Source organism: Streptomyces sp. NPDC026500 (assembly GCF_055567635.1).
Map to the genome: position 1 here is coordinate 149,979 of NZ_JBVHQB010000005.1, position 25,719 is coordinate 175,697.

A 25,719-nucleotide genomic window follows, 5' to 3' on the forward strand; every position below is an offset into this window, starting at 1 on the left:
TGTGGAGTTGGCGATCACAGCTCAGCCTTCTCGTCGACGCAGAGCCGACGAAAGGGTCCCCGTGCAGGACTACGTTTTCTCCACAGGCCGCAGGACAGTCGCCATGATCGGTGGCGTGCTGACGCTCACGGCCGTGGGTCTGGGAAGCCAGGCGCAGGCGGCGAGTTACGGCACGCCGAGCCTTTCGCTGTCGGCCTCGTATCTGTCGGGCGCGGTGGGCGCGACCGCCGATCCGGCCGTGAACGTGACCGTCGCGCAGAGCGGGGCCGACGCCGGCGCGCTCACGGTCACGGTCACCAAGAGCAGCAAGACCGCGGTGGCGACCACGGCGGACGCCGTCGTCACCGGCACGGGCGCCACCCGCAAGGTCGTCGTCGCCGCGCGCGGCGAGGGTTACACCGACCTCACCGTGAAGGTGACCGGGGTCGACGGCCAGACGGCCACCAAGACGCTGCACTACGCCGCGTCGGCCACCGTCCAATACGCCGCCGACAGCCGGTACTTCACCGGTTCCAGCGACGCCTCGGCGGCCGTCGACGCGGGCGGCGGCTACACGGTCGTCGCGGACGACGAGTCCAACGTCCTCCGTCTGTACGACCGTTCGGTGTCGGGCGCTCCGGTCAAGACCTGGGACTTCTCCTCGAACATCGGCGCCTCCAAGGAGATCGACATCGAGGGGGCCACCCGCGTCGGCAACACGATCTACTGGACGGGCTCGCTCGGCAACAACAAGGACGGCGTGTACAAGGCCGACCGCAACACGGTCTTCACCACGACGGTGACCGGCTCCGGCGCCTCGACCGCCCTGACGTACGGCCGTTCGTACAAGAAGCTGCGGGACAACCTCGTCGCCTGGGACGAGGCGAACAACAACCGCTACGGCTTCGCGGCGGGCACCGCGGACGGCCAGATCCCCAAGGAGATCAACGGATTCAACGTGGAGGGCCTGGAGTTCGCGCCGGGCTCGACGACCACGGCCTACGTCGGCTTCCGCGCCCCGCTCGCCCCCGCGGTGACCGGCGGCAAGGCCCTCATCGTGCCGGTCACCAACTTCGACAAGGTGCTGAGCAGCGGCACGTCGGCCACCTTCGGTACGCCGATCGAGCTCGACCTCGGCGGTCTGGCGATCCGCGACATCCGCAAGAACGCGTCGAACCAGTACCTGATCGTGGCCGGTTCCTGGGCCGCCGACGACAACTCCGACCCGTACGCCCTCTACTCCTGGGACGGCGACCCGGCGCACGCGCCGGTCAAGCGCCTGGACCTGCCCACCTCGGACCCCGGCGGCTGGGAGGCGATCGTCGACGTCCCCGACCTCACCGTGTCCGGCGCCCGCGCCCAGCTGATCACCGACGACGGCTCCGCCGATCTGTACGGCGACGGCACGGAGGCCAAGGACCTGACCCACAACGAGTGGAAGAAGTCCCGCGCCACCTGGTTCACGGTCACGAACTGAGGCTGCGGAAACCGGGCCTCGTGCCGCCCGAATGGTCCCGCGCCCCGATCGACGGTCGGGGCGCGGGACGCCTGGGGGCATGTCGCGGGCTGCGGCTCGGACGGCAGCGGAGCCGGAGTTCAAGGGACGAGAACTGAGCCGGACTTCCCCCAGGCATGCCGAAGGGCCCCGACCCAGGTCGTAGGACCAGGTCAGAGCCCTGAGGGCAGACGAGTCGGGCTGTACGCCGGGTTCTGTCGCCCGGCTGCCTCGCGGCGGCCGGGGAGACGGCCATCCATCTAGGGCCGACGTTGCCGCCGGCCTCGTGCGGTCTACCCGCGGACTCGGGCGGGCAGCCCTCGAACGTCCGCGCAGAGCCGCCTTCTCTTTCGGGAAAACGGCTCCTCTTGACCTTGCTCCGGGTGGGGTTTACCTAGCCGCCTGAGTCGCCTCAGGCGCTGGTGGTCTCTTACACCACCGTTTCACCCTTACCGGGAACCGGAGTTCTCGGCGGTTTACTTTCTGTGGCACTGTCCCGCGGGTCACCCCGGGTGGCCGTTAGCCACCACCCTGCCCTGTGGAGCCCGGACGTTCCTCGGGAAGCCCCCTAAGGGGACTCCACGCGGCCGTCCGCCCGGCTCGTCTGCCGTGTCGACCATGGTACCGGGCGGGCCGGGCGCCGCGGACCGGCCGTCGCCGTGGCCAGGACCGAGCCCGCCAGGATGAGGGCGAAGGCGGCGAGGATTCCGGGGGTCAGGCGTTCGTTCAGGAAGACGGCACCCGCCGCGACCGCGACCGCCGGGTTGACGTACGTGATCACCGTCGCCCGGGTCGGGCCCGCCTCCTTGATCAGTTCGAGGAAGGCCACGAAGGCGACGGCCGTGCAGATGACGCCCAGGCCCGCGAGGGCGGCCAGGACCTGTCCGGAAGGTATCGCGTCCGGCCGGGTGACGGCCGCCGCCGGGGCGTAGACCAGCGCCGCCAGGGCCAGGCAGGGGGCGGTGAGGTGGAGCGACGGCACGTCCTTGAGGTGGCGGGCGGCGATGACCGGCGCGGTGGCGTAGCCGACGACCGTCAGCAGCACCTCGACGAGCGAGCGGGCGTCGCCGCCGGTCAGATGCGGGGCCGTGAGGACCGCGACCCCGGTCAGGCCGAGCGCGAGGCCGGCGATCCGCCGCGCGCCGAGCCGTTCCGTGTCGCCGAAGAAGCGGGCCGCGGCCACGCCGATGATCGGCACCCCGGCGATCAGCAGGCCCGCGGTGGAGCTGGAGAGATGGCGTTCGGCGTCCGTCAGGGTCCACCAGGGGACCATGATCTCGATGATCGCGAAGGCCAGCATCGGGCGCCAGTGGGCCCGTACGGTCCGGGTCAGGCCGCCCTGACGGACCGCGAAGGGGAGCAGCAGCAGCGCGCCGACCGCACATCGCGTGAACACCACCACCGACGGGGACACCTCGTCCACCGCCACTTTGATCATCAGATAGGGGATGCCCCAGATCACTCCCATCAGGGAGAACAGAAACCAGCCGCGTGCAGTCATACCGGCAGTCTCGGTCGCCGTCCGGCGGGGCGTCTTGAACGCTGTTGCGCTCCGGCACGGTGACGTGACCGTCTGCCTTACGGCGACGGGAACACGCTCGCGCGGTACGCCGCCGGTGTCACCCCGAGCACCCGGCGGAACCAGCGTGTCAGATGCGCCTGGTCCGCGAAGCCCACGAGCCCGGCGACCTCGGCGGGGCGCAGTCCGGACTCCAGGAGCCGACGGGCCCGATGCACCCGGTGCTGGGCCAGCCAGGCGTACGGCGGTATCCCCATCGTCGTACGGAAGGCGCGCAGGAGCTGGTAGCGGGACAGGCCCAGGTCCGTGGCGAGGGAGGCGAGGGAGGGCGGGGCCTGGAGTTCGTCGGCCAGGCGGTCCCGTACGGCGTCGGCTATGCGTGCGGCGCCCGGGATCTCGTCGCAGTCCGGGCGGGCCGTGGAGTGGCGCCGGGCCAGCGCGGCGAGCAGCCACGGGAAGCGGGACTCGGCCTCCAACGGGTCGGGGCAGGCGCTCAGTTCGGTGTGCGCGGCGCGCAGGGCGGCGGCGAGTTCGGGATCGTCGAGGAGGGGTTCACGGAAGTGCGGGAGGCCGCCGACGGCACCCTCGGAGAGCAGGGACGGCTCCGCGTACAGGGCCCGGTAGGCGTAGCCGTCGCAGGCCGCGGGGCCGCCGGTGTGCATCTCGCCGGGGGCCAGTACGACGATGGACCCCGGGCCGGTCCGGATGTGGCCGCCCCGGTAGTCGATGATCTCCGAACCGCCGACACAGACGCCGATGGTGAACTCGTCGTGGGCGTGCGGGGCGTAGCGGTGCTGGTCGAACCGGGCGGTCAGCAGATCCAGGGGCCGGCCGTCCCGACCGAGGATGGCCCGGGTCCAACGGGCCTCTTCTTTCACGGACGCCTTCGCGGACGCCTTCGCGGATTCGTTCGCGGATTCGTTCGCGGATTCGTTCGCGGATTCGTTCGCGGATTCGTTCACGGACGCGGTCCCGGAGCTCTTCACGGACGCGGTCGCCCCGCGCGATGCGGACACCGTCGGCCCACGCCGTACGGGACCGGTCGTCTCTCCCCGTACGGTCCCGGTCGTCTCTCCTCGTCCGGCCATGGCCGCCTCTCCCCCTTGCCGCCGCGTTCGCGCGGGCGCCGCTACGAGGGCAACACGCGCGTCCCCGGTTTCCATGCCGACGGTTCGCTACCGGGATCAGGCGGGTGCGAACTGCACCTTCGCCGTTCCGGGGTCCGCCTGGGTGAGCCGGACCCGCAGGCGTTCGCCCAGGGGCAGGTCCGTCGTGCCGCCCGCGATCCGGGCGAAGACCGCCGGGGACTCCAACTGCACGGTGCCGACCGTGGGCTCGTGCTCCTGTACGTCCACCACGCAGGCCTCGAAGAGGTCGCCGACCCGGTCCTTGAGCAGGGCGGCCTCGACGATGTCGACGCACTCGCGCTCGACGGTGCCCGCGCGCCGACTGCCGTCCGCCATCTCCTTGGGCAGGGCGTCGAGGGCCGCGAGGACCCACTCGGGAGACGGCTCACCGGCGGCGGCCGCGAGGCAGATCTCCGACACATAGCGGTCGACGAGCCGGCGCAGCGGGGCCGTGCAGTGGGCGTAGGGCGCGGCGACGGCGGCGTGCGCGGTGACCTCGGGGAGCACCCCGTCCCGGAAGACGGTGTATCCGGCGCCGCGCAGCAGTGTCGTGCACTCCTGGAGGAAGGCCGCGTGGTGCGGCCAGTGCGGGTCGAGGGAGCGGACGAGCTGCGCGTACGAGACGTGGTGCGGCCAGGCGATGCGCAGGGCCTTCGCGGTACGGCGCAGCCGTCCGACCGCCCCGTCCGGCGCGGAGGGCAGAGTCCGCAGCACTCCCGTGCCGTGCGCGAGCATCAGGTCGGCCGCCGCCATCCCGGTGAGCAGGGAGATCTGCGCGTTCCAGCCGTCGGCGGGCAGCGGGGCCCGGTAGGCGAGTTCGTACGTCCCGTCCCTCTCGACGATCTCCTGCTCGGGCACGTTGAGCGAGATGCCGCCGCGCTCGACCTCCAGGGCCTCGCGCAGGGTACCGATGTCCTTGAGCAGGGCGAGCGGTTCCTCCGCCGTCCCCTCGTCGATCTGCCGCTGCACCCGCGCGTAGTCCAGCTTGGCGCGGCTGCGGACCAGGGCACGGCGGACGCCGGTCGTCTCCGTACGGCCGTCGGCGTCGAGGTCGATCGTCCACAGGACGGCCGGGCAGGTCTGGTCGGGGAGGAGGCTCGCGGTGCCCTCCGAGAGCTGGGGCGGGTGGACGGGGATCTTCCCGTCCGGGAAGTAGAGGGTCTCCACGCGGCGGTGCGCCTCGGCGTCCAGGGCTCCGCCGGGCGCCACGAAGGCGGCGACGTCGGCGATGGCGTACCGGACGCGGTAGCCGCCCCGCTCGCGGCGTGACAGGTGCATCGCCTGGTCGAGGTCGTTGGACGTCGGCGGGTCGACGGTGAAGAGGGGGATGTCCGTCGCGTCGTACGTGGGCATACGGGGCGGCCGCCCGGCCTCCGCGAGGACCTCGGCCGGGAAGCTCCCGGGCACGCCGAGCTCGGTACGCAACGCGCCGAGGGCGGCTCGCAGCGGGGCCTCCGGGGCACCGGTGACGCGGACGTGACGGCGAGGCATGGGTCGAGCGTAGGCCGGGGCCGACCGTTGAGCACGCCGAGGCGAGCAGCGGAACGGGCGGAGAAAGCGGCTCGGTCGTACCCCGTAGGCTGGCGCCGGCCATATCCACCGTGAGGAGAACCAACCGTGCTCGTGCTGCTGCCGCCCTCCGAAGGCAAGGCGCCCTCCGGCCGGGGAACCGCGCTCAAGCCGGAGTCGCTGTCCCTGCCGGGTCTCACGGAGGCGCGCCAGGCGGTCCTCGACGAGCTGGTCGAGCTGTGCGTGGCCGACGAGGAGAAGGCCCGCGAGGTCCTCGGACTGAGCGAGGGCCTGCGCGGCGAGATCGCGAAGAACACGGAACTGCGGACCGCGGGTGCTCGCCCGGCCGGGGAGATCTACACGGGGGTCCTGTACGACGCCCTGGACCTGGCCTCGCTGGACACCCCCGCCAAGCGGCGCGCGGGCCGTTCGCTGCTTGTCTTCTCGGGGCTGTGGGGCGCGGTGCGGGTGACCGACCGGATCCCCTCGTACCGCTGCTCGATGGGCGTGAAGCTGCCCGGTCTCGGAGCGCTGGGCGCGCACTGGCGTACGCCGATGGCCGCCGCGCTCCCCGAGGCCGCGGGCGACGGGCTCGTACTGGACCTGCGGTCCTCCGCGTACACGGCCGCGTGGCGGCCCAAGGGCGAGGTCGCGGGACGGACGGCGACCGTACGGGTGCTGCACGCGCAGCTGGTGAACGGGGTGGAGAAGCGTTCCGTCGTCAGCCACTTCAACAAGGCGACCAAGGGCAAGATCGTCCGCAGCCTGCTCACCGCGAACGCGGCGCCGAAGAACCCGGCCGAGCTGGTGGAGGCGCTGCGGGACCTCGGGTACACGGTGGAGGCGGAAGCCCCCGGCACGGCGGGCAGGCCGTGGGCGCTCGACGTGGTGGTGAAGGAGATCCACTGAGCCACCCACGGCGTTGCAACATCCGCAACGACCTTTGCGCGCACTGCACACCCCGGGCAGGATGTGGGCATGACTTCGTCATCGCCCCCGTCTCCGCATGCCTCCGTGCTGGATCTCGCGCCCGTCGTCCCCGTCGTCGTGGTCGCGGACGCCGCTGACGCCGTGCCGCTGGCGCGGGCGCTGGTCGCCGGCGGACTGCCGGCGATCGAGGTGACGCTGCGTACCCCGGCAGCGCTCGACGCGATCCGGGCCATCGCGGCCGAGGTGCCGGACGCGGTGGTGGGCGCGGGCACGGTCCTGACGCCGGAACACGTGGCCGAGTCGGTGGCGGCGGGCGCCCGCTTCCTGGTCAGTCCCGGCTGGACGGACGTACTGCTCGACGCGATGAAGGCGTCCGGGGTGCCGTTCCTGCCGGGGGTGTCCACCACCTCGGAGGTGGTGGCGCTGCTGGAGCGGGGAGTGCGCGAGATGAAGTTCTTCCCGGCGCAGTCGGCGGGCGGCACGGCGTATCTGAAGTCACTGGCGGGGCCTCTCCCGCAGGCGCGGTTCTGCCCGACGGGGGGCATCGGCCCCGAATGCGCGCCGGACTACCTCGCACTCCCCAACGTGAGCTGCGTGGGCGGAAGTTGGATGCTTCCGGCCGACGCGATCGCCGCACGGGACTGGCGCCGGGTGGAGGACCTGGCACGGGAGGCGTCGGCTCTGCGCCGGTAGCCACGGCGCGCTCCGCGCTCAGTTCACACGGATGACCACCTTGCCGAAGGCCACACCGCTCTCGTAGTAGCGGAACGCCTCCCGCACCTCCTCGAAACCGAGGACGCGGTCCACGACCGGGCGCGTCCCATGCAGCTCCAGCGCCCTGTTCATGGACTCGAAGTGGGCGCGGCTGCCCACGAAGACCCGGCGGATCGTGGCCAGACTCGCCGCGTACGCCTCGTTGGAGATCTCGATACCGTGCCTGCGCGGGTTGCCGGTGATCAGCAGCACGATCTGGCCGTAGAGCGCGGCGGCGCGCATCGACTGCTCGATGGTGTCGGGTCCATTGGTCTCGACGACGAGGTCGGCGCCGCGACCGCCGGTCAACTCCCTGACGGCGAGCCCCCATTCGGGGTTCTCGGCGTAGTTGACGACGTGGTCCGCGCCAAGGGCCTTGAGGCGGTCCGCCCTGGCCTCGCTCGAGGTCGTCGCGATGACCTCGGCGCCCAGCATCTTGGCGAACTGCACGACGAAGAGGGACAGCGCGCCGGTGCCCAGGGTGAGCACGGTCCGGCCGGGGGTGAGCGGCTCGCCGCCCGTCAGGGACTGCCAGGCGGTCACCCCGACGCAGGGCAGGCAGGCCGCCTCCTCCCAGGTCAGATGGTCGGGAACGCGCACCGCGGCCTCCTGGCTCAGGCAGGCGTACTCGGTCAGCATGCCGTCGAGGGTGGCGCCTGGCTGGTCGAACCGGTCGGGGGTGATCCGGCCGTCCAGCCAGTTCGGGAAGTACGTGCTCGCCACCCGGTCACCCACCGCGAACCGGGTCACCTCCGTCCCCACCGCGACGACCTCCCCCGCTCCGTCGCTCAGCGGGATCACGTCCGGCACGGCCTTCAGCGGATAGGTCCCCTTCAGAATCAGCAGGTCACGCTTGTTGAGGGAGACGGCACGGACACGAACGAGGATCTGGCGGGGCCCCGGTTCGGGCCGGGCCGACTCGCGCGGCACGATCCCGTCGACGGTGCCGAGCGTTTCGAGGTGATAGGCGCGCATGTCCGCTCCCTGAGTGGGCTCCCGAGTGGATGCGTCCATGCTGTTCGGAACGGGTGCCCCGCTCAATTCCCGGCAAGGTATGACGAGTGCTCCCGTGCCGGTGTCGTACCCGTGACGTACAACTGATCGCATGACGACCGGCATCTCCACCGAACCCCCTCCCTTCGCCCGGGAGCTGCTGCGCTGGCGGCACGCGCGCCGGGTGAGCCAGTTGGAGCTCGCCTCCCGCGCGGGCACGACGCAGCGTTACGTCAGTTTCATCGAGCGCGGGCGTTCGGTGCCCGGCAGAGAGATCGTGATCAGGCTCGCCGAGTCGCTGGGGCTGACCCTGCGGGAGCGCAACGCGCTGCTCCTGGCGGCCGGTTACGCGCCCGCGTTCACCGAGTCGTCGCTCGACGCGGCCGCGCTGAAGCCCGTACGGGAGGCGCTGGACAGCATCCTCGAAGGGCATCTGCCGTATCCGGCGGTGGTGGCGGGGCCGCGCGGTGAACTCGTCGCGGCCAACGCGGCGTTCGACGTCCTGGCCGAAGGAGCCGCTCCGGAGCTGCTGGAGCCGCCGGTGAACGTACTGCGGCTGGCCCTGCATCCGCGCGGGATGGCGTCACGGGTGGTGAACCTGGACGCCTGGGGACAGCACATCGTGGAGAACCTGCGGGCCCGGTCCCTGCGCAGCCCCGATCCGCATCTCGACGCGCTGGTGGAGGAGTTGGCGGAGTACGTTCCGGCGAGCGAGCCCGGCGCGGACTATCTCGGGTTCGCCGTGCCGCTGCGACTGCGGTGCCCGGAGGGCGAGTTGAGACTGCTCACCACGCTGATGTCGTTCGCGACCGCGGTGGACGTCACGCTCGCCGAACTCCATCTGGAGGCGTTCCTCCCGGCGGACCGGGAGACCGCCGGGATCCTTCGCGACCGCGCCGACCGGCGCGTCTGACCAGCGTCCCGCTCAGCGCAGATGCGAGGTGTCGTTGAACAGCCGGACGCTCGCGTTGCCGTCCGCGTAGTAGGCCACCGCCGAGAGGGACGCCGCCGACAGTTCCATCCGGAACAGGGACTCCGGCGGTGCGCCGAGGGCCAGTCGTACGAGGGTCTTGATCGGGGTGACATGTGTGACGAGCAGGACCGTGCGGCCCGCGTAGGAGGCGATCAGCTTGTCGCGGGTGGCCGCCATGCGCTGCGCGGTCGCGGCGAAGCTCTCGCCGCCGCCGGTCGGTTCGGCCTCCGGCGAGGCGAGCCAGGCGTTCAGGTCGTCCGGGTGGCGTTCGCGCACCTCGCCGAAGGTCAGTCCCTCCCAGGCGCCGAAGTCCGTCTCGCGCAGGCCGTCCTCGATGGCGACGTCGAGGCCGAGCCGGGCGGCGACGGCTCCCGCGGTCTGCCGGGTCCGGGCCAGCGGGGAGGCCACGATCGCCTGGATGGTGCCGCGCGCCGCCAGCGCCGCGGCGACCCGCTCCGCCTGCTCCCGGCCCACGTCGGACAGCGACGGATCGCTGCCACCGCTGCCCGAGAACCGCTTCTGCGGGGTCAGTGGGGTCTCGCCGTGCCGCAGCAGGACGAAGGTGGCGGGTGCGCCCATGTCGGGGGCGGCACCCCAGCCGGTGGTCGGTGGGGTGGCCGGCTCGGCGGCGGCCACATTCTGCGCGGCCCGCACATCGTTCTCCGACTTCACAGCCCGCCCGCCGTCTGCCGTTCTCGCGGCTTCGCCGCCGGGTGACGGGGTGGGACCTACGGTCGTCGTCCGGCTGCCAGCCACCTGTGGCCGGTCGCGCCGTTCCTCGCGCCCCTCAGCGGGCGCCGCACCGCTCACCGACCTCGCGGCCTCGCCGCCGGATGACGGGGTGGGACCTGCGGTCGTCGTCCGGCTGCCAGCCACCTGTGGCCGGTCGCGCCGTTCCTCGCGCCCCTCAGCGGGCGCCACGTCGCTCACCGACCTCGCGGCCTCGCCGCCGGATGACGGGGTGGGACCTGCGGTCGTCGTCCGGCTGGGGGCCGTCTGCGGCTGGTCGCGCGGTTCCTCGCGGCCCTTCAAGGGGGCCAGCGCCGCTCGCGCCTTTGCCGCGCCCGCCCTCGCGTCCCCGGGCGGGCCCGTCGGCTCGGGCGCCGCGGACCGCGCCGACCGGGCGTCCAGTTCCGCCGTCGACGCCGACGGCGACCACGCCTCGCCGCGCTTGCCGGCGTCCATCGCCTCGTTGGCCAGCCGGTCCGCGTGCTTGTTCCGCTCGCGCGGCACCCACTCGTACGTGACCTGGGAGGGCGGGAGGATCCGGGCCGCCCGCGCCGCCAGGGGCTTCATGTCCGGGTGCTTGATCTTCCAGCGTCCGGACATCTGCTCGACGACGAGCTTGGAGTCCATCCGGACCCGGACCCGTGCGGTCGCGTCGAGGTCGCGGGCCGCCTCAAGACCGGCGACCAGGCCCCGGTACTCCGCGACGTTGTTGGTGGCGACGCCGATGTACTCGGCGCGCTCCGCCAGCGTCTCCCCCGTGGCCGCGTCGATGACCACGGAGCCGTAGCCCGCGGGCCCCGGGTTGCCCCGGGAACCCCCGTCCGCCTCGACGATGAACTCCCGCACGAGCCGAACTCCCTACAGACCGGACTCGGACGTACGTACGAGGATGCGGTGGCAGTTCTCGCAGCGCAGCACGGTGTCGGGGGAGGCCGCCTTCACATCGTTGACCTCGGTGATGTTGAGCTCCAGGCGGCAGCCCTCGCAGCGGCGCTGGTAGAGCCGGGCGGCGCCGACGCCACCCTGCTGGAGGCGCAGCTTGTCGTAGAGCTTGAGGAGATCGGCGGGCACCGAGGCGGCGATGACCTCGCGCTCCTTGGTCAGCGTGGCCGCCTCGCCGTCGAACTCCTCGAAGGCGGCGTCACGGCGCCCGGTCGCGTCGTCGATCTTCGCCTGGACGGAGGCGTCGCGCTCGGTCAGCTCGGCGACCCGCTCCTGGGCGGACTCGCGGCGCTCCATGACCTCGAGGACGACGTCCTCCAGGTCGCCCTGGCGCTTGGCGAGGGAGACGATCTCGCGCTGGAGGTTCTCCAGGTCCTTGGGGGAGGTGACGGCACCCGAGTCGAGGCGCTGCTGGTCGCGGACGGCGCGCTGACGCACCTGGTCGACGTCCTGCTCGGCCTTGGTCTGCTCGCGGGCGCAGTCGCTCTCCTCGGTCTGCGCGGCGACGAGCAGGTCGCGCAGCTGGGTGAGGTCCTTGTTCAGCGACTCGATCTCGGCGTGCTCGGGCAGCGACCTCCGCTTGTGCGCGAGCTGCTGCAGGCGGGCGTCGAGGGTCTGGACGTCGAGAAGTCGGATCTGGTCGGCGGGCGCGGCGTTCAGTTGGGGGCTCCTGTTGTGTCGGTGTGTGAGGCCGCGTGGGCGGTCCAGGGGTCGGTGACCGTCCGGGAGACGTGGACGCGCAGTCCCCATCCCTTCCGGTCGGAGATCTCGTCGAGCTGGGCGGCTGCCAGCTCGCACCAGGGCCACTCGGTGGCCCAGTGCGCCGCGTCGAGCAGCGCGAGAGGACTGTGGGCGCGGGCCTCGGACACCGGGTGGTGCCGCAGGTCCGCGGTGAGGAAGGCGTCCACGCCTGCGGCGCGCACGTCGTCGAAGAGGCTGTCCCCGGAGCCGCCGCTGACCGCCACGGTCCGCACCAGCGCCTCGGGGTCGCCCGCGACGCGGATGCCCTGCGCGGTGGCGGGCAGCCGCTCGGCGGCCCGCGCGGCGAGCTCGCGCAGCGTCAGAGGGTGGTCCAGCTCACAGACGCGGCCGAGGCCACGGCGGCCCTCGGGGTCGGTGGCGTCCGGCACGAGGGGTCGTACGACCCGCAGGTCCAGCGCCCCGGCCAGGGCGTCGCTGACTCCCGGATCGGCGCGGTCGGCGTTGGTGTGAGCGACGTGCAGCGCGATGTCGTTCTTGATCAGCGTGTGCACGACACGGCCCTTGAAGGTGCCGGCCGCCACGGTCGTCGTACCGCGCAGATAGAGCGGGTGGTGGGTGACGAGCAGGTCGGCGTCCAGTTTCATCGCCTCGTCGACGATGTCCTGGACGGGGTCGACGGCGAACAGAACGCGCGTGACGTCCTGGTCGGGGTCGCCGCAGACGGTGCCGACCGCGTCCCACCCCTCGGCCCGCTCCGGGGGCCAGAGGGCGTCGAGCGCGGCGATGACTTCAGACAGACGGGGCACGGGGAAAGGCTACCTGTCTTATGTCCCTGTCCGACCGGTCGCGGGCCACGGGGCCGGCGCTCGGGCGGCGGGCGGAACGCGGCTCCCGTCGCCCCGACCCCGTCTCCCCACCATCGTTCAGCACATCCGCCCCGTTCCCTCAGGCGAATCCCGACATGGCCACCCTTATGTGTGAAGCACCAGCCCGTCGCTCCCCCGCCTGTGCGTACGAAAACTACCTTCGTCGCCGGAGGTGACCGAACAATGACGGCCGGTGCGACAAAACCCGTGGTGCAGAGCGAACGCGAGAACGGTGCGGAGTACGGCGACGACGCGGGTCGGTGGGCCGCCCGTCCCGTCTGTGTGATCACCGCCGACGGCACCTACGGCGCACGGCTCGCCCGCGACGGCGAGTCCTGGTACCCGGAGCGCTGGACGCTGGACGGCCCCGAGCCGTACGCCGTACCGCTGCCCGGCCCGCAGCCGGAGGAGCCCGGCACCGAGGTGCTGCCGCTGACCGACGGCAGGGTGCTGATCCATCGCGCGGACGACGGACGCCACGCCTTCTCCCTCCTCTACCCGACCGGGCCGGGCACCGGCGAGCTCCCCCTGGGCGCGGTGGAGTGCCCCGACGTCGGCACCGTGCTGCGGCTGCTGCCGCCCGCGCCGGACGGGGAACGCGCGTATGCCCTCGCGGTGGGCCGGGGGTCGACGGCGGTGTGGCTGGTGGCGGGCGGCGCGTTCGGCCCCGAGCATCTGGCCGAGGTGCCGGGCCACTGCTCGGGAGGCGTGTGGCTGGACCACACGGGACGCCTGCTCGCGCTGGACCGCTTCCAGAACGGCCGCACCAAGACGGTGGTCGTCGACCTGGAGCGCGGCGGAGAGGTGTCGCCGCTTCTCCAGATCGCCGACCACAGCAACGACCGGCTGCTCCTCGCGGACGCGGACACCGGACTTCTGCTCATCCGTTCCGACGCGCCGTCCCCCGGCCGGGACCGGCTCGGCTGGGGCGTGCTCGGCAGCGCCCTGCCCGTCCGCTTCCCGGACTGCCTGACCGCGACGGGCTGTTCGATCACCCCGTTCGCGATCCAGCCGGGCCAGGTGCTGATGCCGGAGTCCTGCGGCGTCGCCCTGCGCATCGACGGACCGGGCGGCACCTGGGTGGGCCTGTGGCGCCCGTCCGAGCGGCGGATCCACCATCGCCCGGCGCCCGAGGGCTGGTTGCCCGGCACCGGACTGTGGACCGCGGAGGGGGTGCTCCGACTGCCGTACGCCACGGGGGCCGTCCCGTGCGGCGTCGCACGGCTGGGGGCACCCGCGGGGGCCGGGGAGCCGGACACGGGGGATCCGGCTCCCCGGGAACGCCCCTCTCCGCGTCCAGTCCCCCTCCAGCAGGCGCCCCTGGAGAGCCGGCCGGCCGGTTCGCCGTACCCGGCCCCGGGAAGCGGCCCGGCGAGACCGCTCCCGGTCCGCCTGGCCCTGAGAACGGACACCGCTCGCTCCCCGAGAGACGAAGCGATCCACGACGTCGACGGCGCCGGGGCATCGCCCGCCGGTACGGGCCCCGCGCCGGAGACGCCTTCGCCGGTGACGAGCCTCACCTCCAGGACCACGCCCGCCGAAGCGCGGCGGGCCGATGCGAACCCTGGCGACGGGACAGCCGGGACGCTCCCGCCCGTCGTACGGTTCACCACCGGGAAGGCCGAACCGCTCAAGCCCGTCGCGCGACCCACCGAGACCGCTGAAACGGTCCCATCCCAGCCGAGCCGCTGGACCAGGGTGTCCGAAACACCCATGACCGAGCCGAAGCTCCGGACCAAGGTCACCGATACATCCACGACCGAGCCCAACCTCTGGACCAAGGTCGCCGAAACACCCCCACCCGGCATGCGCCTCAGGTCCAGGGCCGACGGAACACTCCCGGGTGGCATGACCCTCAGCATCGAAACGACCGAACCACTCCCGCCGGTCACGAGAATCGGTGGCGGTACGGGTGTCACGGCTGATGCCGGTGCTGGTGCCGGTTCAGGCGCTGGTGCTGGTCCTGGTGCCGGTTCAGGCACCCGAGCCGGTTCAGGCGCCGGTGCTGATGCTGGTGACAGTGCTGGTGCTGTCGCTGGTGCCGGTCCTGTCGCTGGTGCCGGTACCGATGCCGGTTGGGGCAGGATCGCGCCCGCCGGTCCGCTCCCGGGCCTCACAGGCCACGGCGTCCGGACCGCCGAACCACTCCCGGCCGTCGCGAGCCCCGGCCACGGGACCGGCCAACGACTCCCGGCCGCCGCAGGCCCCGGCGCCGCGCCCGCCGAGCCGCTCCCGCCCGCCGAGCACTTCTGGACCAGGGCCGCCGAACCACCCACGACCGAGCCGAACCTCTGGACCAAGGTCGCCGAAACTCCGCCACCCGGCATGAGTCTCGGCACCAGGGCGGGCGGAACACTCCCGGCCGGCACGGGCCTCGGGGCCGGGGCCAGGAACGGGAACGCGCCGTCGGTCTTCGGGGAGTTCAGGGGCCAGGTGGCCCTGAGGACCGCGGTGAGCCGTCCGGGGTTCGAGGCCGAACCGGCCTCGGCGCTCGCCGCCGTGTCGCAGCCGCCCGCGGAGTACCAGGCGGACGCCGGACCACGGACCGCACCCCCCGCCCGCCGGGCTCTCCACGCGGGTCCGCCCAACGCGGGTGCGACCAACGCCGGTCCGACCAACGCCGGCACAGGTCCGCTCCGGCCGGCCGGGCCGGTGTCCGGGGACGAGACCGCCCCGCCCGCCGAGGGTACGGATGCGGCAGCCCGCACGGACGGGGAGGAAAAGGGCGGCGCGGGCGAAGAAACGTCACCCTCCGACTCCCGCACGATGACCGCACGTTAGAATCCCCCGGCTGTAAAGAAGGATCTTGCATACGGGGTGAACACTTCAATGAACGACTTCAGCACCATGGAAGCACCGGGCACCGACGTCCACGAGACGTCGGCGACCCGGTCCGAAGGCCACGGCAGACACCGCGGCCCGGTCTCCGGCCACGACGACGAGGCGACCCCTCAGGGCCGCCACCGCAAGCCGTCCGGCCAGTCGGCCACGAAGGCCTGACGGACCGCAGGACAGGTCGGGCAGGACAGCGCCCGGCAGGAACGACACGAACAACAGGCACGACAGCCCGAGGACGGGACGGCCGACGGCCCGACGGACCCCACGGCACGCCGAAACCGGCATACGGCCCCGCTCGCACCGACGAGCGGGGCCGTATCCGTGTGGAGACTCCCCACGGCACCACCCGCCGCAGCTCGCGCACCCTCCCCTGTCCACCGACGGCCGGCTGCTCAGCGGGGCGAGCCCGCCCGGTCCCGCTTGAGACCCAGCACCTCCGCCGCCGCGAACGTCTCGCCGCTCGGCCGGTCCGCGTAGTACGGCGTGAGCAGCGCGTCCAGTTCGTCGTGGCTGAATGTGTCCTGCTTGCTGTCGAACTTCGCTGCCACCCGGGGCCGTTCGACGACCGCGACCATGCCACCGTGCACGACGAGGAGCTGGCCGTTGACGTGCGCGGCGGCGGGTGAGGCCAAGTAGCCGACGAGTGGGGCGACATGCTCGGGGGCGAGCGGGTCGAGGCCGTCGTCGGGCTGTCCGAATCCGGCGAAGACGTCCTCCGTCATCCGGGTCCGGGCGCGCGGGCAGATGACGTTCGCCGTGACGCCGTACTTGGCGAGCGCCAGCGCCGTCGAGGTGGTCAGACCGACGATCCCGCCTTTCGCGGCCGCATAGTTGGGCTGTCCGGCGGAGCCGGCGAGGAACGCCTCCGAGGAGGTGTTCACGATGCGTCCGTAGACGGGCCCGTCGGTCGCCTTGGAGCGGGCCCGCCAGTGCACGGACGCGAAGTGGGTGGTGTTGAAGTGACCTTTGAGATGGACCCGGATCACGGAGTCCCACTCGTCCTCGGTCATCGAGAAGACCATCCGGTCGCGCAGGATGCCCGCGTTGTTGACGAGGATGTCCAGTTTCCCGAACTCGGTGACCGTCGACTCGACCAGTTCGCGGGCCTGTTCGTGGTCGGCGACGTCCCCGGTGTGGGCGACGGCCCGGCCGCCCGCCGTACGGATCTCGGCGGCGACCTCCTCGGCCGGGGTGGCCGAGGCCTCGCCCGAGCCGTCCCGTCCGGGCTGCCCGTAGTCGTTGACGACCACGGCCGCGCCCAGCCGGCCGAGTTCCAGCGCCTCGGCCCGGCCGAGCCCGCGCCCCGCGCCGGTGACGATCGCGGTGAGCCCTTCAAGTGGCAGTGACATCAAGGTCCTTAGCGGTTGTCGTGGAGGTTCCTCAGCCGTTGCCGTGAAGGCTCCTCAGCCGTTGTCGTCGAGGTCCGCGGCGGCCGAGGAAGTCCTCGGCTGTCATGGAGGTCCTCGGCGCCCTGGGAGTCCTCGGCGGTCGTGGGGGCCCTCGGCGGCCGTGGCGGCCCTCGCCGGTCGTGACGGTCAGATCTCGATGCACGTCCGCAGGGCGGTGCCCGAACGCATCTGGTCGAGCGCCTCGTTGATCTCGGCCAGCTGCACCCGGTGGGTGATCAGGCCTTCGAGGTCGATACGGCCCGCCCGCCACAGGGCGATCGTGCGCTCGTACGACCGAAGGACGTCCCCGCCGCCGTACATGGAGGGCAGGATGCGCTTCTCGTCGAAGAACAGCTCGAACATGTTGAGCTGGAGGAAGTCGTCCATGGCGCCGGCTCCGACGACGACGAGTGTGCCGCCGCGGCGGGTGTGGTCGTAGGCGGTGCGTGCGGTGGCGGACTTGCCGACGACCTCGAAGACGTAGTCGAAGCCCTCGCCCGCGGTCACCGACTGCTTGGTGTCGGCGAGTTCGTCGGGCGAGACCGCCTTGGTGGCACCGAAGCCGAGCGCGGCCTCCCGGCGCGAGGCGACCGGGTCGACGGCGACGATCTCGGCGGCTCCCTTGAGCCGGGCGCCCTGGATCGCGGAGATGCCGACGCCTCCGCAGCCGATGACGGCGACGGATGAACCGGCTTCCACGTCAGCGGTGTTGAGGGCGGCGCCGAGTCCGGTGGTGACGCCGCAGCCGATCAGGGCGGCGATGTCGAAGGGCACGTCGTCGGGGATGGGGACGGCGCAGCCCGCGGCGACGACCACCTCCTCGGCGAAGGTGCCGGTGCCCGCGAAGCCGAAGACGTCACCGCCGGGGCGCTTGAAGTTGGGGGTGCCCGCGTTCATGAATCCGGCCAGGCACAGTTCGGTCTGGCCACGCTTGCAGGCGGGACAGACGCCGCAGGCCGGGAGCCAGCAGATGACGACCCGGTCGCCGGGCTTCACGTGGGTGACGCCTTCCCCGACTTCGGTGATCTCTCCGGCGCCCTCGTGTCCGGGCACGAACGGCGCGGGCTGCGGCAGGACGCCGTTCATCGCGGACAGGTCCGAATGGCACAGCCCCGTGGCCCGCACCCTGATGCGCACCTTGCCGGGTCCGAAGCCCACCGCCTCGACGTCGTCGAGGACTTCGAGTTTGTCCTGGCCTATCTCGTGCTGTACGGCTGCGCGCATGGTGCGGCTCCCCTCAGGACGGTTCGTACGACAGTCAGGTGTGATCGACGACGGTGTCGGCGAGGACCGACGCGTCGTCCCGCTCCACCGCGCTCACCGCCACCCGGACGCCGCCGTCGCTCCGCCACATCCGGATGCGCAGGGTCTCGCCGGGGAAGACGACTCCGGCGAAGCGGGTGGTGTACGAGCGGACGCGGGTCACATCGCCGCCGAGCAGGGTGTCGACGACGGCCTTGAGCGTCATGCCGTACGTGCACAGCCCGTGCAGGATCGGCCGGTCGAATCCGGCGAGCTTGGCGAACTCGGGGTCGGCGTGCAGCGGATTCCAGTCTCCGGAGAGCCGGTAGAGCAGGGCCTGGTCCTCGCGGATCGGGCGTTCGACGGTTCTGTCCGGTGGGCCCGTCGGCGCTTCGAGGCGGGTGCTGGGGCCGCGATCGCCGCCCCAGCCGCCTTCGCCCCGTACGAAGATCTCGGCGTCGTTCGTCCACAACGGGCCCTCGGCGTCGGCCACTTCGGTGCGCATGACGAGGATGGCGGCCTTGCCCTTGTCGTAGACGGCGGCGATGCGCCCGGTGGCCGTCGCCGTGCCCTCGGCGGGGATCGGGCGGTGCAGCCTGACGGTCTGGCCGCCGTGCAGGACGCGGGCGAGGTCGACGTCGACGCCGGGCATGGAGAGGCCGCTGATCACGCCCGGTGAGCCGGCTCCCGCGACGGTGGCGAAGCTCGGCAGGACGTGCAGCCTGGATTCGAGGGTGTAGCGCAGTTCGTCCGGGTCGGTCGCGGGAACGCCCGCGCCCAGGCCCAGGTGGTAGAGCTGGACGTCCTTGGCGGTCCAGGCGATCTCTCCGGTCCGCGGTTCCGCTGCGACGGCCTTGGCGGCGTCAATGGGCATGGGGCTCCTGACTCGACTGCGCGAAAGACCTCGGTGCGGCCGTCCGCACCGTCGGCCGCACCGAGGTCGACACTGGGCCGTGGAACCCGCTCGTTCTAGAACGCGTTCCAGTCCGGCGAACCCTTGTATAGCCCAGCGCCCATTACTTGTGAAGACTACTGACGCCATGTCAGATCAAGCCGGCGCGGCGGCCCGCCACGTGAACGCGCCGCGGCGGGCGGCCGTGACATTTGTCCCGGCCGATCGCCGACAAGTGCATCTGCCGGGGCAGCGCCCCGGACCCCTAGCGTCGTTCCCATGACACGGACGACGGGGACGGCCGCGGGGAGCACCGCGGGGACGAGGGCGGGAACGTCGGAGGGGCCGGGGACGACGGGGGCACCACCGGCCGTGTCCTTCAGGGGCGCGGCCAAGACCTTCGGCGAGGTGCGTGCCGTGGCCGGTCTCGACCTCGACGTGGCGTGCGGCGAGACGGTGGCGCTGCTGGGCCGCAACGGCGCGGGCAAGTCGACGGCGATCTCGCTGCTGCTCGGTCTGGACGAGCCGGACGAGGGCTCGGTCGCGCTCTTCGGCGGCCGTCCGGAGAAGTCGGTGCGCGCCGGACGGGTCGGCGCGATGCTCCAGGACACCCGGCCGGTGCCGCGGGTCACCGTCCAGGAACTCGTCTCCTTCGTGGCGGGACGCTATCCCGCGCCGCTGCCGGTGGCCGAGGCCCTGCGGCTCGCGGGCATCCCGGAACTGGCCGGGCGGCGCGTCGACCGGCTGTCCGGCGGGCAGGCGCAGCGGGTGCGGTTCGCGGTGGCGCTCGCCGGGAATCCCGCGCTGATCGTCCTGGACGAGCCGACCGCCGCCCTCGACGTGGAGGCACGGCACGCGTTCTGGGAGTCGATGCGGGCCTACGCCCGGCGCGGCCACACCGTGCTCTTCTCCACGCACTATCTGGAGGAGGCAGACGCGCACGCCGACCGGATCGTCGTCATCGACCGGGGGCGGATCGTCGCGAACGGGACCGGCGAGGAGCTCAAGCGGTCGGCGGGCGGCAATCTGGTCTCCGTCGACCTGGCGGGGCACGCCGCGGAGGGCCTTGCGCTGCTGCCCGGTGTGGTGGCCGTGGAGGTGCGCGGGGAGCGGGCCCGGCTGCGTACGGACGACTCGGACGCGACGGTGATCGCGCTGGCCGAACGGGGCGCGATACGCGGCCTGGAGGTCGTCCCCGCGTCCCTGGACGACGCGTTCATGGCACTCACCTCACACGGTCGGGAGAAGGTGTGATGTTCGACTATCTGCGGCTCGAAGTGCGCCGGACGCTGCGTGACACCGGGTTCGTGATCGGCGGTGTCGCGATGCCGGTGATGATGTATCTGCTGTTCACCAACCTCGGCGGTGGCGACGACGACGGCACGTGGAAGACGGCCTCGATGGTCGGCATGGCCGCGTACGGCGCGGTCGGCTCGGCGCTGAACACCGGTGGCGGGGTCGCCGAGGACAAGGTGACCGGCTGGCTGCGGCAGCTGCGGGTGACCCCGATGACACCGCGCGAGGTGGTGCTCGGGCGGGCGCTGACCGGTTCGGTGACGGTGCTGCCCGCGATCGTCACGGTGCTGGCGGCCGGCGGCCTGGTCAACGACGTACGGCTGGACGCCTGGCAGTGGGCCGCGACGGCCGTGCTGCTGTGGCTCGGCTCGGTCCCCTTCACCCTGCTGGGCCTCGGCAACGGCTACCGGATGACCGCGCAGACCGCGGGTGTCGCGAACATGGTGTGCAATCTGGGGCTCGCGGTGGTCGGGGGCCTGTGGTTCCCGCTCGCCCTCTTCCCCGGCTGGCTGCGCTCGATATCGGCGTACACGCCCACGAGCCGCTTCGCGCAGCTGGGCGTTTCGGTCACCGAGGGCCGGGCGCCGGACCTCGGAGCGGTGGCGGTGCTGATCGCCTGGCTGCTGGCGTTCGGTTCGTACGCTGTGGTCTCGTACCGTCGATCCGCCCGAACCGTCTGAACGGGGAGCTGGACATGCCCTTGATGAGAAGCATCAGCTGCCAGGTCAGCGGGTTGCGGGCCGAACGGGACCGCTGGAAGGCCGACATGGAGCGGTTCAAGGCCGAGCAGCGGGCCGCGCGCAGGAGCGGCGGCGAGATGCCGGAGAACCCGGGCCCGCCGCCGACGGGCTTCGCGCTGCTGCCGTGGCTGCTGCTGGGGATGGGCGCGTTCTCCAACCTCTTCCAGGGCACGACACCGCAGCCCTGGATCGGCGGCCTGGGCCTGTTCGTCTTCAACTCCCTGTACATCTACGTGACGTTCCGCGCGTTCGTGAGATCGAAGCGGGAGGCCCGCTCGACCCGGGTCGCGCTCGTCCTGATGGGCGTGGTCACCTGCGCGCTGGCCCTCGGGTACGGCGGAAGCTGGCTGTACTTCTTCCCGTTGCTCGGGCTGGCCACCGGGGCGGTGCTGCGCGGCCCCTGGCTCGGGAAGATCGGCCTCGGTCTGACGGCACTCGCCGCGGCAGTCTCGGCCGTCCGGGCGGGCTGGGACGCGGTGAACATCGCCTACGGCACCTTCCTGTCCACCATGGTGACCGCCGCGATCCTCTCCCTCTCCGAGGCGGTACGTGAACTGCGCGAAGCCCGCGAGGAATTGGCGCGCCGGGCCGTCGAGAAGGAACGGATGCGGTTCTCCCGCGACCTGCACGACCTGCTCGGGCACACGCTCTCCGTCATCGTGGTGAAGTCGGAGGCGGCCCGCCGGCTGGCCCCCCGCGATCTGGACGCGGCACTCGTGCAGGTCACGGACATCGAGTCGGTCGGCAGGCAGGCCCTGACGGAGATCCGCGAGGCGGTCACCGGCTATCGCGAGGGCAGCCTCGCCACGGAGCTGGACCGCGCCCGCTCGGCGCTGTCCGCGGCGCGGGTGGAGCCGGTCGTACGGCAGTCGGGGCCGCCTCTCGTCCCGCAGACCGAGGCGCTGCTCGGCTGGGTGCTCCGCGAGGCCGTCACCAACGTCGTCCGCCACAGTGCCGCGACGCGCTGCGAGATCACCGTCGACGGCACCCCGAACCTCGTCCGTCTGACCGTCTCGGACAACGGCACCGACGCCTCCCCCACCGATCCCGTGCCGGGCATGGGCGGCACCGGCCTCAAGGGCCTCACCGAACGCCTCTCCACAGCCGGCGGCTCCCTGAGCGCGGGACGGACTCCTCATGGCGGCTTCGAGGTGAGAGCCGAACTTCCGGTGGAGGCGGCCGACTTGACGGAGGCGTCGATCTGAGCGGCGGCACCGCGGAATCTACTGGCCGTCGTTTCCGAGCAGGGAGTCCGTGAGGCGTTCGGCGGTCGCCCGGTCGAGAGGCGCGTGGCCCAGCAGGAAGCGGCCGGCGCCTCCCCGGCCCTCCCCCTCGCCGGGCAGCGCGCCGTCGTCATGGCCGGCAGCTCCGGCATCGGCGAAGCCACGGCGGCCCTCTTCGCCGCGGACGGCGCCGAAGTGGTCGTCACCGGCCGCGACCGGGAGAAGCTGGACGCTGCGGCCGAGCGGATCGGCGGCAAGACGACCACGTACCGTCTCGACGGCACGGACCCGGCGCAGATCGACGCGTTCTTCGCGCAGTCGGGCCCGGTGGACCACCTGGTCCTCGCACTCAGCGGGGCCGCGGGTGCCGGCCCCTTCGCCGCACTGGACCTCGCCGAGCTGGAGACCGGGTTCGCCGCGAAGTTCTGGCCCTACGTACGGATCCTGCAGGCCGCCCTCCCTCACCTGCGCGCGGACGGCTCGGTGACGCTGGTGACCGCGGCCTCGGCGCGCGCCGCGTTCCCCGGGACGGCGGGGCTCGCCGCGATCAACGGCGCACTGGAGGCGATGGTCCCGCCGCTCGCCGTCGAACTGGCGCCGCTGCGGATCAACGCCGTCTCCCCCCGGGGTCGTCGACACGCCCTGGTGGGACGCCGTGCCCGCCGCGCAGCGTGAGGCCCTGTTCCAGGGGCTCGCCGAGACCACCCCGGTGGGCCGGGTCGGCCGCCCCGGCGACGTGGCCCGCGCTCTCCACCTGCTGGCCACCAACGGCTTCATGACCGGTGTCGTCCTCGACTGCACAGGCGGAGCCAACCTGCCCACGGGCCGCTGACCCCGCCCCGGCCGGGCGGCACCGGCCGACGGGTTCGACGGAACACCGCGCGGCGGCGGGCGGGGCCCTGCGGGCCGACCCGTCGCCGCGCGGCCGTTTCCCGTCAGCCTCCGAACTCCCCTGGGAAATGAGCCGACTTGGCGTCTTCCCCGATGACTACGGAGCCCAGGGAGCCGTGACCGCCCAACTCACGTCGTCCGTCCACGAGGTGGCGCTGTCGAAGGCGTTCGAGCCGCCGTCGCTCGCTATGTAGACGTTGTAGTTGTAGTGCCGGAGGTATCTCGTCGGGTAGTTGTACGACGAGAACGAGGTTCCCGTACCGCTCTTTCCGGTCCCGGCGCAGAACGTGGCGTCCTGTCTGAACTGCGCGGTGCCGACCATGGGTTGCCGGTAGAGCTGGTAGTTGGAGTGCCGCAGGAAGTCGCCCGGGTAGTTCCGTGACTCGAAGGAGTAGCAGGAGCTGCCGGCGAGGCCCCTGCGGACGATCCAGGTGGCGTCGCCCTTGTCGAGCGCCGAACTGCTCGACGTGATGGCCGAGACGACCGCCGCGTTGTTCTGGTGGCGGATGTAGTCGGTCGTGCAGCACGAGGTGGTCGCGCGCAGCGAGATCTCCGACCCGGCCGTCAGGGAGCCGGTGGTCCCGGTCGAGCCGCCGTAGCCGACGGAGACGATGTTCGACTGCACCAGGTTGTCGGCGGCGTCCGTCGGGATGCCCGAGGTCATGACGCCCTCGAAGAAGGACCCGATGGAGCCGTTGCTGTTGTCTCCGCCGGTACCGAGGACGATCGCGCCCTCCTGATGCATGGGCGAGTAACCACTGGTGGTGGGTTCACCCCCGGAATAGGTGGTGGTGAGACTGCCCGATTGGGCGTTGCCGTATTTCAGCGCGAAATGGTCCTGACCGTTGTTTTTCAGCAAAGCGGTCACGAACGGCATCGCCCCGGTGCCGGTGTTCGACGTGTTCTTGCTGTATCCGGAGTCCGACTGGAACAGCCCGTTCTCCAGGTCGGCCTGCACCCACGGGCCCTGGCCGTAGCAGGGCGAGAACCAGCACTCGGTGCCGAAGTTGATCGCGTCCATGTGGCCGTTGCCGGTGTCCTTGTTGTTGGTCTCGGCGTTGCCGTAGTCGAAGCAGCAGCTGCCGTTGACGTGGGTGCCGGAGGTCACCATGTACATCCCCTCGGCCGCCCCGTTGGTGGCCACGCCCGAGGTGGAGTTGTCCCGGTAGCCCATGCCGGCCGAGATCTCCAGACCGTAGACCTGGTGCCCGCCGACGGTCACCGGCAGCGCGTCCGCGGGCGCCCCGACATCGGCCGCGCCCGCCCCGCCCGCACCTTCGACGGTGAGGTCGTTGTGGCGCGAGGACTGGTCGTAGATCTTCGTGATGATGCAGGTGGTGCCGGTACAGAAGGAGTCCTGCGCCGCCGCGTTCGCGTACCCGCCGGCCGCCAGGAGACCGATGTTCGCGGTGGCGCTGTCGGAGGCCCGCTGCACCTGGTAGAGCGAGCCGTTGTACGACGAGTAGAGCGCCCTGACGAGGCTGTGCGCGGCGACGCAGGGCGTGCCCGCGGTGGCGTAGACGTCACAGGGGAGCGAACCTGCGGCGGTGGCCCGCGGCGAGCCCACGGCGAGCGCGACGACGGCCACCATCACCGACAGCACGGCCAGGGCCGCGTTTCTGAGACGCCGCAACGGCACTAAGGATGACAACACGGTGCACCTCTTCCGTTCCTGGTAGGACAGTGCGGGTGCCTGGTCGAGATACCGGACAACGTTCGATCGAAATACCGAACCAATTCCCGGTCGAAATGCCGAACGTTTCTGAAAATCGACCCGGCTCAGGAATTACAAAGGGGAGCGCTGAATTCCGAGGCGATTATTTGCCCGCAGCCGGGGGGCGTCAAGACTCGCGGACTCGAACGAGGGCGATTTTTCTATCGGCCCCGACACGGACCCCGCCCCAGCTCCGACGCGTGCACGGCGGTCGGCCGGGGACCTGTCCGCCTTACGCTTGCCCCGTGAACGAGATGCCCCAGGACCACCGGCCCGCCAAGTCCATCCGTGTCCTGCTCGCCGAGGACCAGGGAATGATGCGCGGGGCGCTCGCCCTGCTGCTCGGAATGGAGCCGGACATCGAGGTGGTCGCGCAGGTGTCCGCGGGGGACGAGATCGTGGACACGGCGCTGATCAGCCGGCCCGATGTGGCGTTGCTGGACATCGAGTTGCCGGGAATGAGCGGGCTGGACGCCGCCGCCGAACTGCGTCAGCAGGCGCCCGACTGCCGGGTGCTGATCCTCACCACCTTCGGCCGCCCCGGATATCTGCGGCGGGCCATGGAGGCGGGGGCCGCCGGGTTCCTGGTCAAGGACGGGCCCGTGGAGGAACTGGCCGAGGCGATCCGGCGGGTGCTGACCGGGGAGACCGTCATCGATCCGGCGCTCGCCGCCGCCGCGCTGAGCGCCGGGCCCAATCCGCTCACCGCCCGCGAGTGCGACGTACTGAAGGCCTCGGTGGACGGCGCCACCGTCGCCGACATCGCCGGCAAGCTGCACCTCTCCGAATCGACCGTCCGCAACTACCTCTCCTCCGCCATCGGCAAGACGGCCACCCGCAACCGCATGGAGGCGATGCGGGAGGCCCGCCAACAGGGTTGGCTGTAGGGCCTGTTCGTCCGGCACCACGCGGGGGATCACCCGGGTGGCCGCCGCCGGGTCCGGCGACGGCCACCCGCCAGGTCACTCCTCGTCCGCC

At 72.0% G+C, this 25,719-nt stretch carries 21 protein-coding genes, 1 other RNA gene and 2 pseudogenes; 12 read left to right on the forward strand and 12 right to left on the reverse strand.

Annotated features, from left to right (window positions below; all coding sequences use genetic code 11):
* Nucleotides 1–103 precede the first annotated feature (103 nt).
* Nucleotides 104–1,456 carry a DUF3616 domain-containing protein gene (locus ACZ4N5_RS11335; protein WP_467757118.1) on the forward strand — a complete coding sequence of 451 codons (1,353 nt, stop codon included), beginning with the start codon at nt 104–106 and terminating at the stop codon, nt 1,454–1,456.
* Nucleotides 1,457–1,662: 206 nt separating this feature from the next.
* On the opposite strand, the gene rnpB is transcribed toward ACZ4N5_RS11335, so the two are convergent.
* The 4 genes and pseudogenes from rnpB to ACZ4N5_RS11355 all read right to left on the reverse strand — a co-directional run bounded on the left by rnpB (nt 1,663) and on the right by ACZ4N5_RS11355 (nt 5,611).
* Nucleotides 1,663–2,077: RNase P RNA component class A (gene rnpB, locus ACZ4N5_RS11340), an RNA gene on the reverse strand.
* 118 nt (nt 2,078–2,195) lie between these two features.
* A pseudogene (locus ACZ4N5_RS11345) lies at nt 2,196–2,975 on the reverse strand (DMT family transporter); the annotation flags it as partial.
* Between the two features lie 77 nt (nt 2,976–3,052).
* Nucleotides 3,053–3,871, reverse strand: a complete 819-nt coding sequence (locus tag ACZ4N5_RS11350) for an AraC family transcriptional regulator (protein ID WP_467757119.1) — start codon at nt 3,869–3,871, stop codon at nt 3,053–3,055.
* A gap of 306 nt (nt 3,872–4,177) precedes the next feature.
* On the reverse strand, nt 4,178–5,611 hold the full coding sequence (locus tag ACZ4N5_RS11355; protein ID WP_467756855.1) for an RNB domain-containing ribonuclease: 1,434 nt from the start codon (nt 5,609–5,611) through the stop codon (nt 4,178–4,180).
* Between the two features lie 126 nt (nt 5,612–5,737).
* Here ACZ4N5_RS11355 and yaaA point away from each other — a divergent pair, with 126 nt between their 5' ends.
* On the forward strand, nt 5,738–6,538 hold the full coding sequence (gene yaaA / locus ACZ4N5_RS11360) for a peroxide stress protein YaaA (protein WP_467756856.1): 801 nt from the start codon (nt 5,738–5,740) through the stop codon (nt 6,536–6,538).
* Between the two features lie 69 nt (nt 6,539–6,607).
* Nucleotides 6,608–7,252 carry a bifunctional 4-hydroxy-2-oxoglutarate aldolase/2-dehydro-3-deoxy-phosphogluconate aldolase gene (eda, locus tag ACZ4N5_RS11365; protein WP_467756857.1) on the forward strand — a complete coding sequence of 215 codons (645 nt, stop codon included), beginning with the start codon at nt 6,608–6,610 and terminating at the stop codon, nt 7,250–7,252.
* An 18-nt stretch (nt 7,253–7,270) separates the two neighbouring features.
* Here eda and ACZ4N5_RS11370 read toward each other — a convergent pair whose 3' ends face one another.
* Complete coding sequence (locus ACZ4N5_RS11370) at nt 7,271–8,287, reverse strand: zinc-dependent alcohol dehydrogenase family protein (protein ID WP_467756858.1); 1,017 nt, start codon at nt 8,285–8,287, stop codon at nt 7,271–7,273.
* A 130-nt stretch (nt 8,288–8,417) separates the two neighbouring features.
* Here ACZ4N5_RS11370 and ACZ4N5_RS11375 point away from each other — a divergent pair, with 130 nt between their 5' ends.
* The gene (locus ACZ4N5_RS11375; RefSeq protein ID WP_467756859.1) at nt 8,418–9,218 is read left to right on the forward strand and encodes a helix-turn-helix domain-containing protein; all 801 of its coding nucleotides are present in this window, start codon (nt 8,418–8,420) and stop codon (nt 9,216–9,218) included.
* Between the two features lie 12 nt (nt 9,219–9,230).
* On the opposite strand, the gene ACZ4N5_RS11380 is transcribed toward ACZ4N5_RS11375, so the two are convergent.
* The 3 genes from ACZ4N5_RS11380 to ACZ4N5_RS11390 are packed head-to-tail and all read right to left on the reverse strand — an operon-like array spanning nt 9,231 to nt 12,457.
* On the reverse strand, nt 9,231–10,853 hold the full coding sequence (locus ACZ4N5_RS11380) for a bifunctional RNase H/acid phosphatase (RefSeq protein ID WP_467756860.1): 1,623 nt from the start codon (nt 10,851–10,853) through the stop codon (nt 9,231–9,233).
* A gap of 12 nt (nt 10,854–10,865) precedes the next feature.
* Nucleotides 10,866–11,609: a zinc ribbon domain-containing protein gene (locus tag ACZ4N5_RS11385; protein ID WP_467757120.1), complete on the reverse strand. Its 744-nt coding sequence runs from the start codon at nt 11,607–11,609 to the stop codon at nt 10,866–10,868.
* On the reverse strand, nt 11,606–12,457 hold the full coding sequence (locus tag ACZ4N5_RS11390) for a Nif3-like dinuclear metal center hexameric protein (RefSeq protein WP_467756861.1): 852 nt from the start codon (nt 12,455–12,457) through the stop codon (nt 11,606–11,608). The genes ACZ4N5_RS11385 and ACZ4N5_RS11390 overlap by 4 nt, the downstream gene beginning before the upstream one ends.
* Nucleotides 12,458–12,700: 243 nt before the next feature.
* Here ACZ4N5_RS11390 and ACZ4N5_RS11395 point away from each other — a divergent pair.
* Together ACZ4N5_RS11395 and ACZ4N5_RS11400 are read left to right on the forward strand one after the other, a co-directional pair.
* Nucleotides 12,701–13,793: pseudogene (locus ACZ4N5_RS11395) on the forward strand (hypothetical protein); the annotation flags it as partial.
* 1,553 nt (nt 13,794–15,346) lie between these two features.
* On the forward strand, nt 15,347–15,517 hold the full coding sequence (locus ACZ4N5_RS11400; protein ID WP_261708426.1) for a hypothetical protein: 171 nt from the start codon (nt 15,347–15,349) through the stop codon (nt 15,515–15,517).
* Between the two features lie 230 nt (nt 15,518–15,747).
* Here the strand turns inward: ACZ4N5_RS11400 and ACZ4N5_RS11405 are convergent, their stop codons facing one another.
* The 3 genes from ACZ4N5_RS11405 to ACZ4N5_RS11415 form a co-directional block, all read right to left on the reverse strand.
* A complete protein-coding gene (locus ACZ4N5_RS11405) occupies nt 15,748–16,704 on the reverse strand; it encodes a 3-oxoacyl-ACP reductase (RefSeq protein WP_467756862.1) in 957 nt (318 codons plus the stop codon).
* Between the two features lie 186 nt (nt 16,705–16,890).
* On the reverse strand, nt 16,891–17,967 hold the full coding sequence (locus ACZ4N5_RS11410; protein WP_467756863.1) for a Zn-dependent alcohol dehydrogenase: 1,077 nt from the start codon (nt 17,965–17,967) through the stop codon (nt 16,891–16,893).
* A gap of 34 nt (nt 17,968–18,001) precedes the next feature.
* On the reverse strand, nt 18,002–18,859 hold the full coding sequence (locus tag ACZ4N5_RS11415; protein ID WP_467756864.1) for a MaoC/PaaZ C-terminal domain-containing protein: 858 nt from the start codon (nt 18,857–18,859) through the stop codon (nt 18,002–18,004).
* A gap of 390 nt (nt 18,860–19,249) precedes the next feature.
* On the opposite strand from ACZ4N5_RS11415, the gene ACZ4N5_RS11420 reads away from it, so the two are divergent.
* From ACZ4N5_RS11420 to ACZ4N5_RS11440, 5 genes are all read left to right on the forward strand, one after another.
* Nucleotides 19,250–20,131 (forward strand): ABC transporter ATP-binding protein, encoded by an 882-nt coding sequence (locus ACZ4N5_RS11420; RefSeq protein WP_467757121.1) that lies wholly within the window; start codon nt 19,250–19,252, stop codon nt 20,129–20,131.
* On the forward strand, nt 20,131–20,853 hold the full coding sequence (locus ACZ4N5_RS11425; RefSeq protein WP_467756865.1) for an ABC transporter permease: 723 nt from the start codon (nt 20,131–20,133) through the stop codon (nt 20,851–20,853). The genes ACZ4N5_RS11420 and ACZ4N5_RS11425 overlap by 1 nt, the downstream gene beginning before the upstream one ends.
* A 14-nt stretch (nt 20,854–20,867) precedes the next feature.
* Complete coding sequence (locus ACZ4N5_RS11430) at nt 20,868–22,118, forward strand: sensor histidine kinase (RefSeq protein ID WP_467756866.1); 1,251 nt, start codon at nt 20,868–20,870, stop codon at nt 22,116–22,118.
* Between the two features lie 84 nt (nt 22,119–22,202).
* The gene (locus ACZ4N5_RS11435; RefSeq protein ID WP_467756867.1) at nt 22,203–22,811 is read left to right on the forward strand and encodes an SDR family oxidoreductase; all 609 of its coding nucleotides are present in this window, start codon (nt 22,203–22,205) and stop codon (nt 22,809–22,811) included.
* A complete protein-coding gene (locus ACZ4N5_RS11440; RefSeq protein ID WP_467756868.1) occupies nt 22,792–22,968 on the forward strand; it encodes a hypothetical protein in 177 nt (58 codons plus the stop codon). The genes ACZ4N5_RS11435 and ACZ4N5_RS11440 overlap by 20 nt, the downstream gene beginning before the upstream one ends.
* 156 nt (nt 22,969–23,124) lie before the next feature.
* On the opposite strand, the gene ACZ4N5_RS11445 is transcribed toward ACZ4N5_RS11440, so the two are convergent.
* The gene (locus ACZ4N5_RS11445) at nt 23,125–24,618 is read right to left on the reverse strand and encodes an alpha-L-arabinofuranosidase B (protein WP_467757122.1); all 1,494 of its coding nucleotides are present in this window, start codon (nt 24,616–24,618) and stop codon (nt 23,125–23,127) included.
* A 377-nt stretch (nt 24,619–24,995) separates the two neighbouring features.
* On the opposite strand from ACZ4N5_RS11445, the gene ACZ4N5_RS11450 reads away from it, so the two are divergent.
* Nucleotides 24,996–25,628 (forward strand): response regulator, encoded by a 633-nt coding sequence (locus ACZ4N5_RS11450; protein ID WP_467757123.1) that lies wholly within the window; start codon nt 24,996–24,998, stop codon nt 25,626–25,628.
* The last annotated feature ends 91 nt before the right edge of the window (nt 25,629–25,719 follow it).

Excerpts from the sequence above, each read along its gene's own strand:
- ACZ4N5_RS11405 (WP_467756862.1), bottom strand. The coding sequence starts at position 16,704 with ATGTCACTGCCACTTGAAGGGCTCACCGCGATCGTCACCGGCGCGGGG.
- ACZ4N5_RS11410 (WP_467756863.1), bottom strand. The coding sequence starts at position 17,967 with ATGCGCGCAGCCGTACAGCACGAGATAGGCCAGGACAAACTCGAAGTC.
- ACZ4N5_RS11335 (WP_467757118.1), top strand. The coding sequence starts at position 104 with ATGATCGGTGGCGTGCTGACGCTCACGGCCGTGGGTCTGGGAAGCCAG.
- ACZ4N5_RS11415 (WP_467756864.1), bottom strand. The coding sequence starts at position 18,859 with ATGCCCATTGACGCCGCCAAGGCCGTCGCAGCGGAACCGCGGACCGGA.
- ACZ4N5_RS11355 (WP_467756855.1), bottom strand. The coding sequence starts at position 5,611 with ATGCCTCGCCGTCACGTCCGCGTCACCGGTGCCCCGGAGGCCCCGCTG.
- eda (WP_467756857.1), top strand. The coding sequence starts at position 6,608 with ATGACTTCGTCATCGCCCCCGTCTCCGCATGCCTCCGTGCTGGATCTC.
- ACZ4N5_RS11445 (WP_467757122.1), bottom strand. The coding sequence starts at position 24,618 with ATGGTGGCCGTCGTCGCGCTCGCCGTGGGCTCGCCGCGGGCCACCGCC.
- ACZ4N5_RS11430 (WP_467756866.1), top strand. The coding sequence starts at position 20,868 with ATGCCCTTGATGAGAAGCATCAGCTGCCAGGTCAGCGGGTTGCGGGCC.
- ACZ4N5_RS11400 (WP_261708426.1), top strand. The coding sequence starts at position 15,347 with ATGAACGACTTCAGCACCATGGAAGCACCGGGCACCGACGTCCACGAG.
- ACZ4N5_RS11425 (WP_467756865.1), top strand. The coding sequence starts at position 20,131 with ATGTTCGACTATCTGCGGCTCGAAGTGCGCCGGACGCTGCGTGACACC.
- ACZ4N5_RS11450 (WP_467757123.1), top strand. The coding sequence starts at position 24,996 with ATGCCCCAGGACCACCGGCCCGCCAAGTCCATCCGTGTCCTGCTCGCC.
- ACZ4N5_RS11375 (WP_467756859.1), top strand. The coding sequence starts at position 8,418 with ATGACGACCGGCATCTCCACCGAACCCCCTCCCTTCGCCCGGGAGCTG.
- ACZ4N5_RS11370 (WP_467756858.1), bottom strand. The coding sequence starts at position 8,287 with ATGCGCGCCTATCACCTCGAAACGCTCGGCACCGTCGACGGGATCGTG.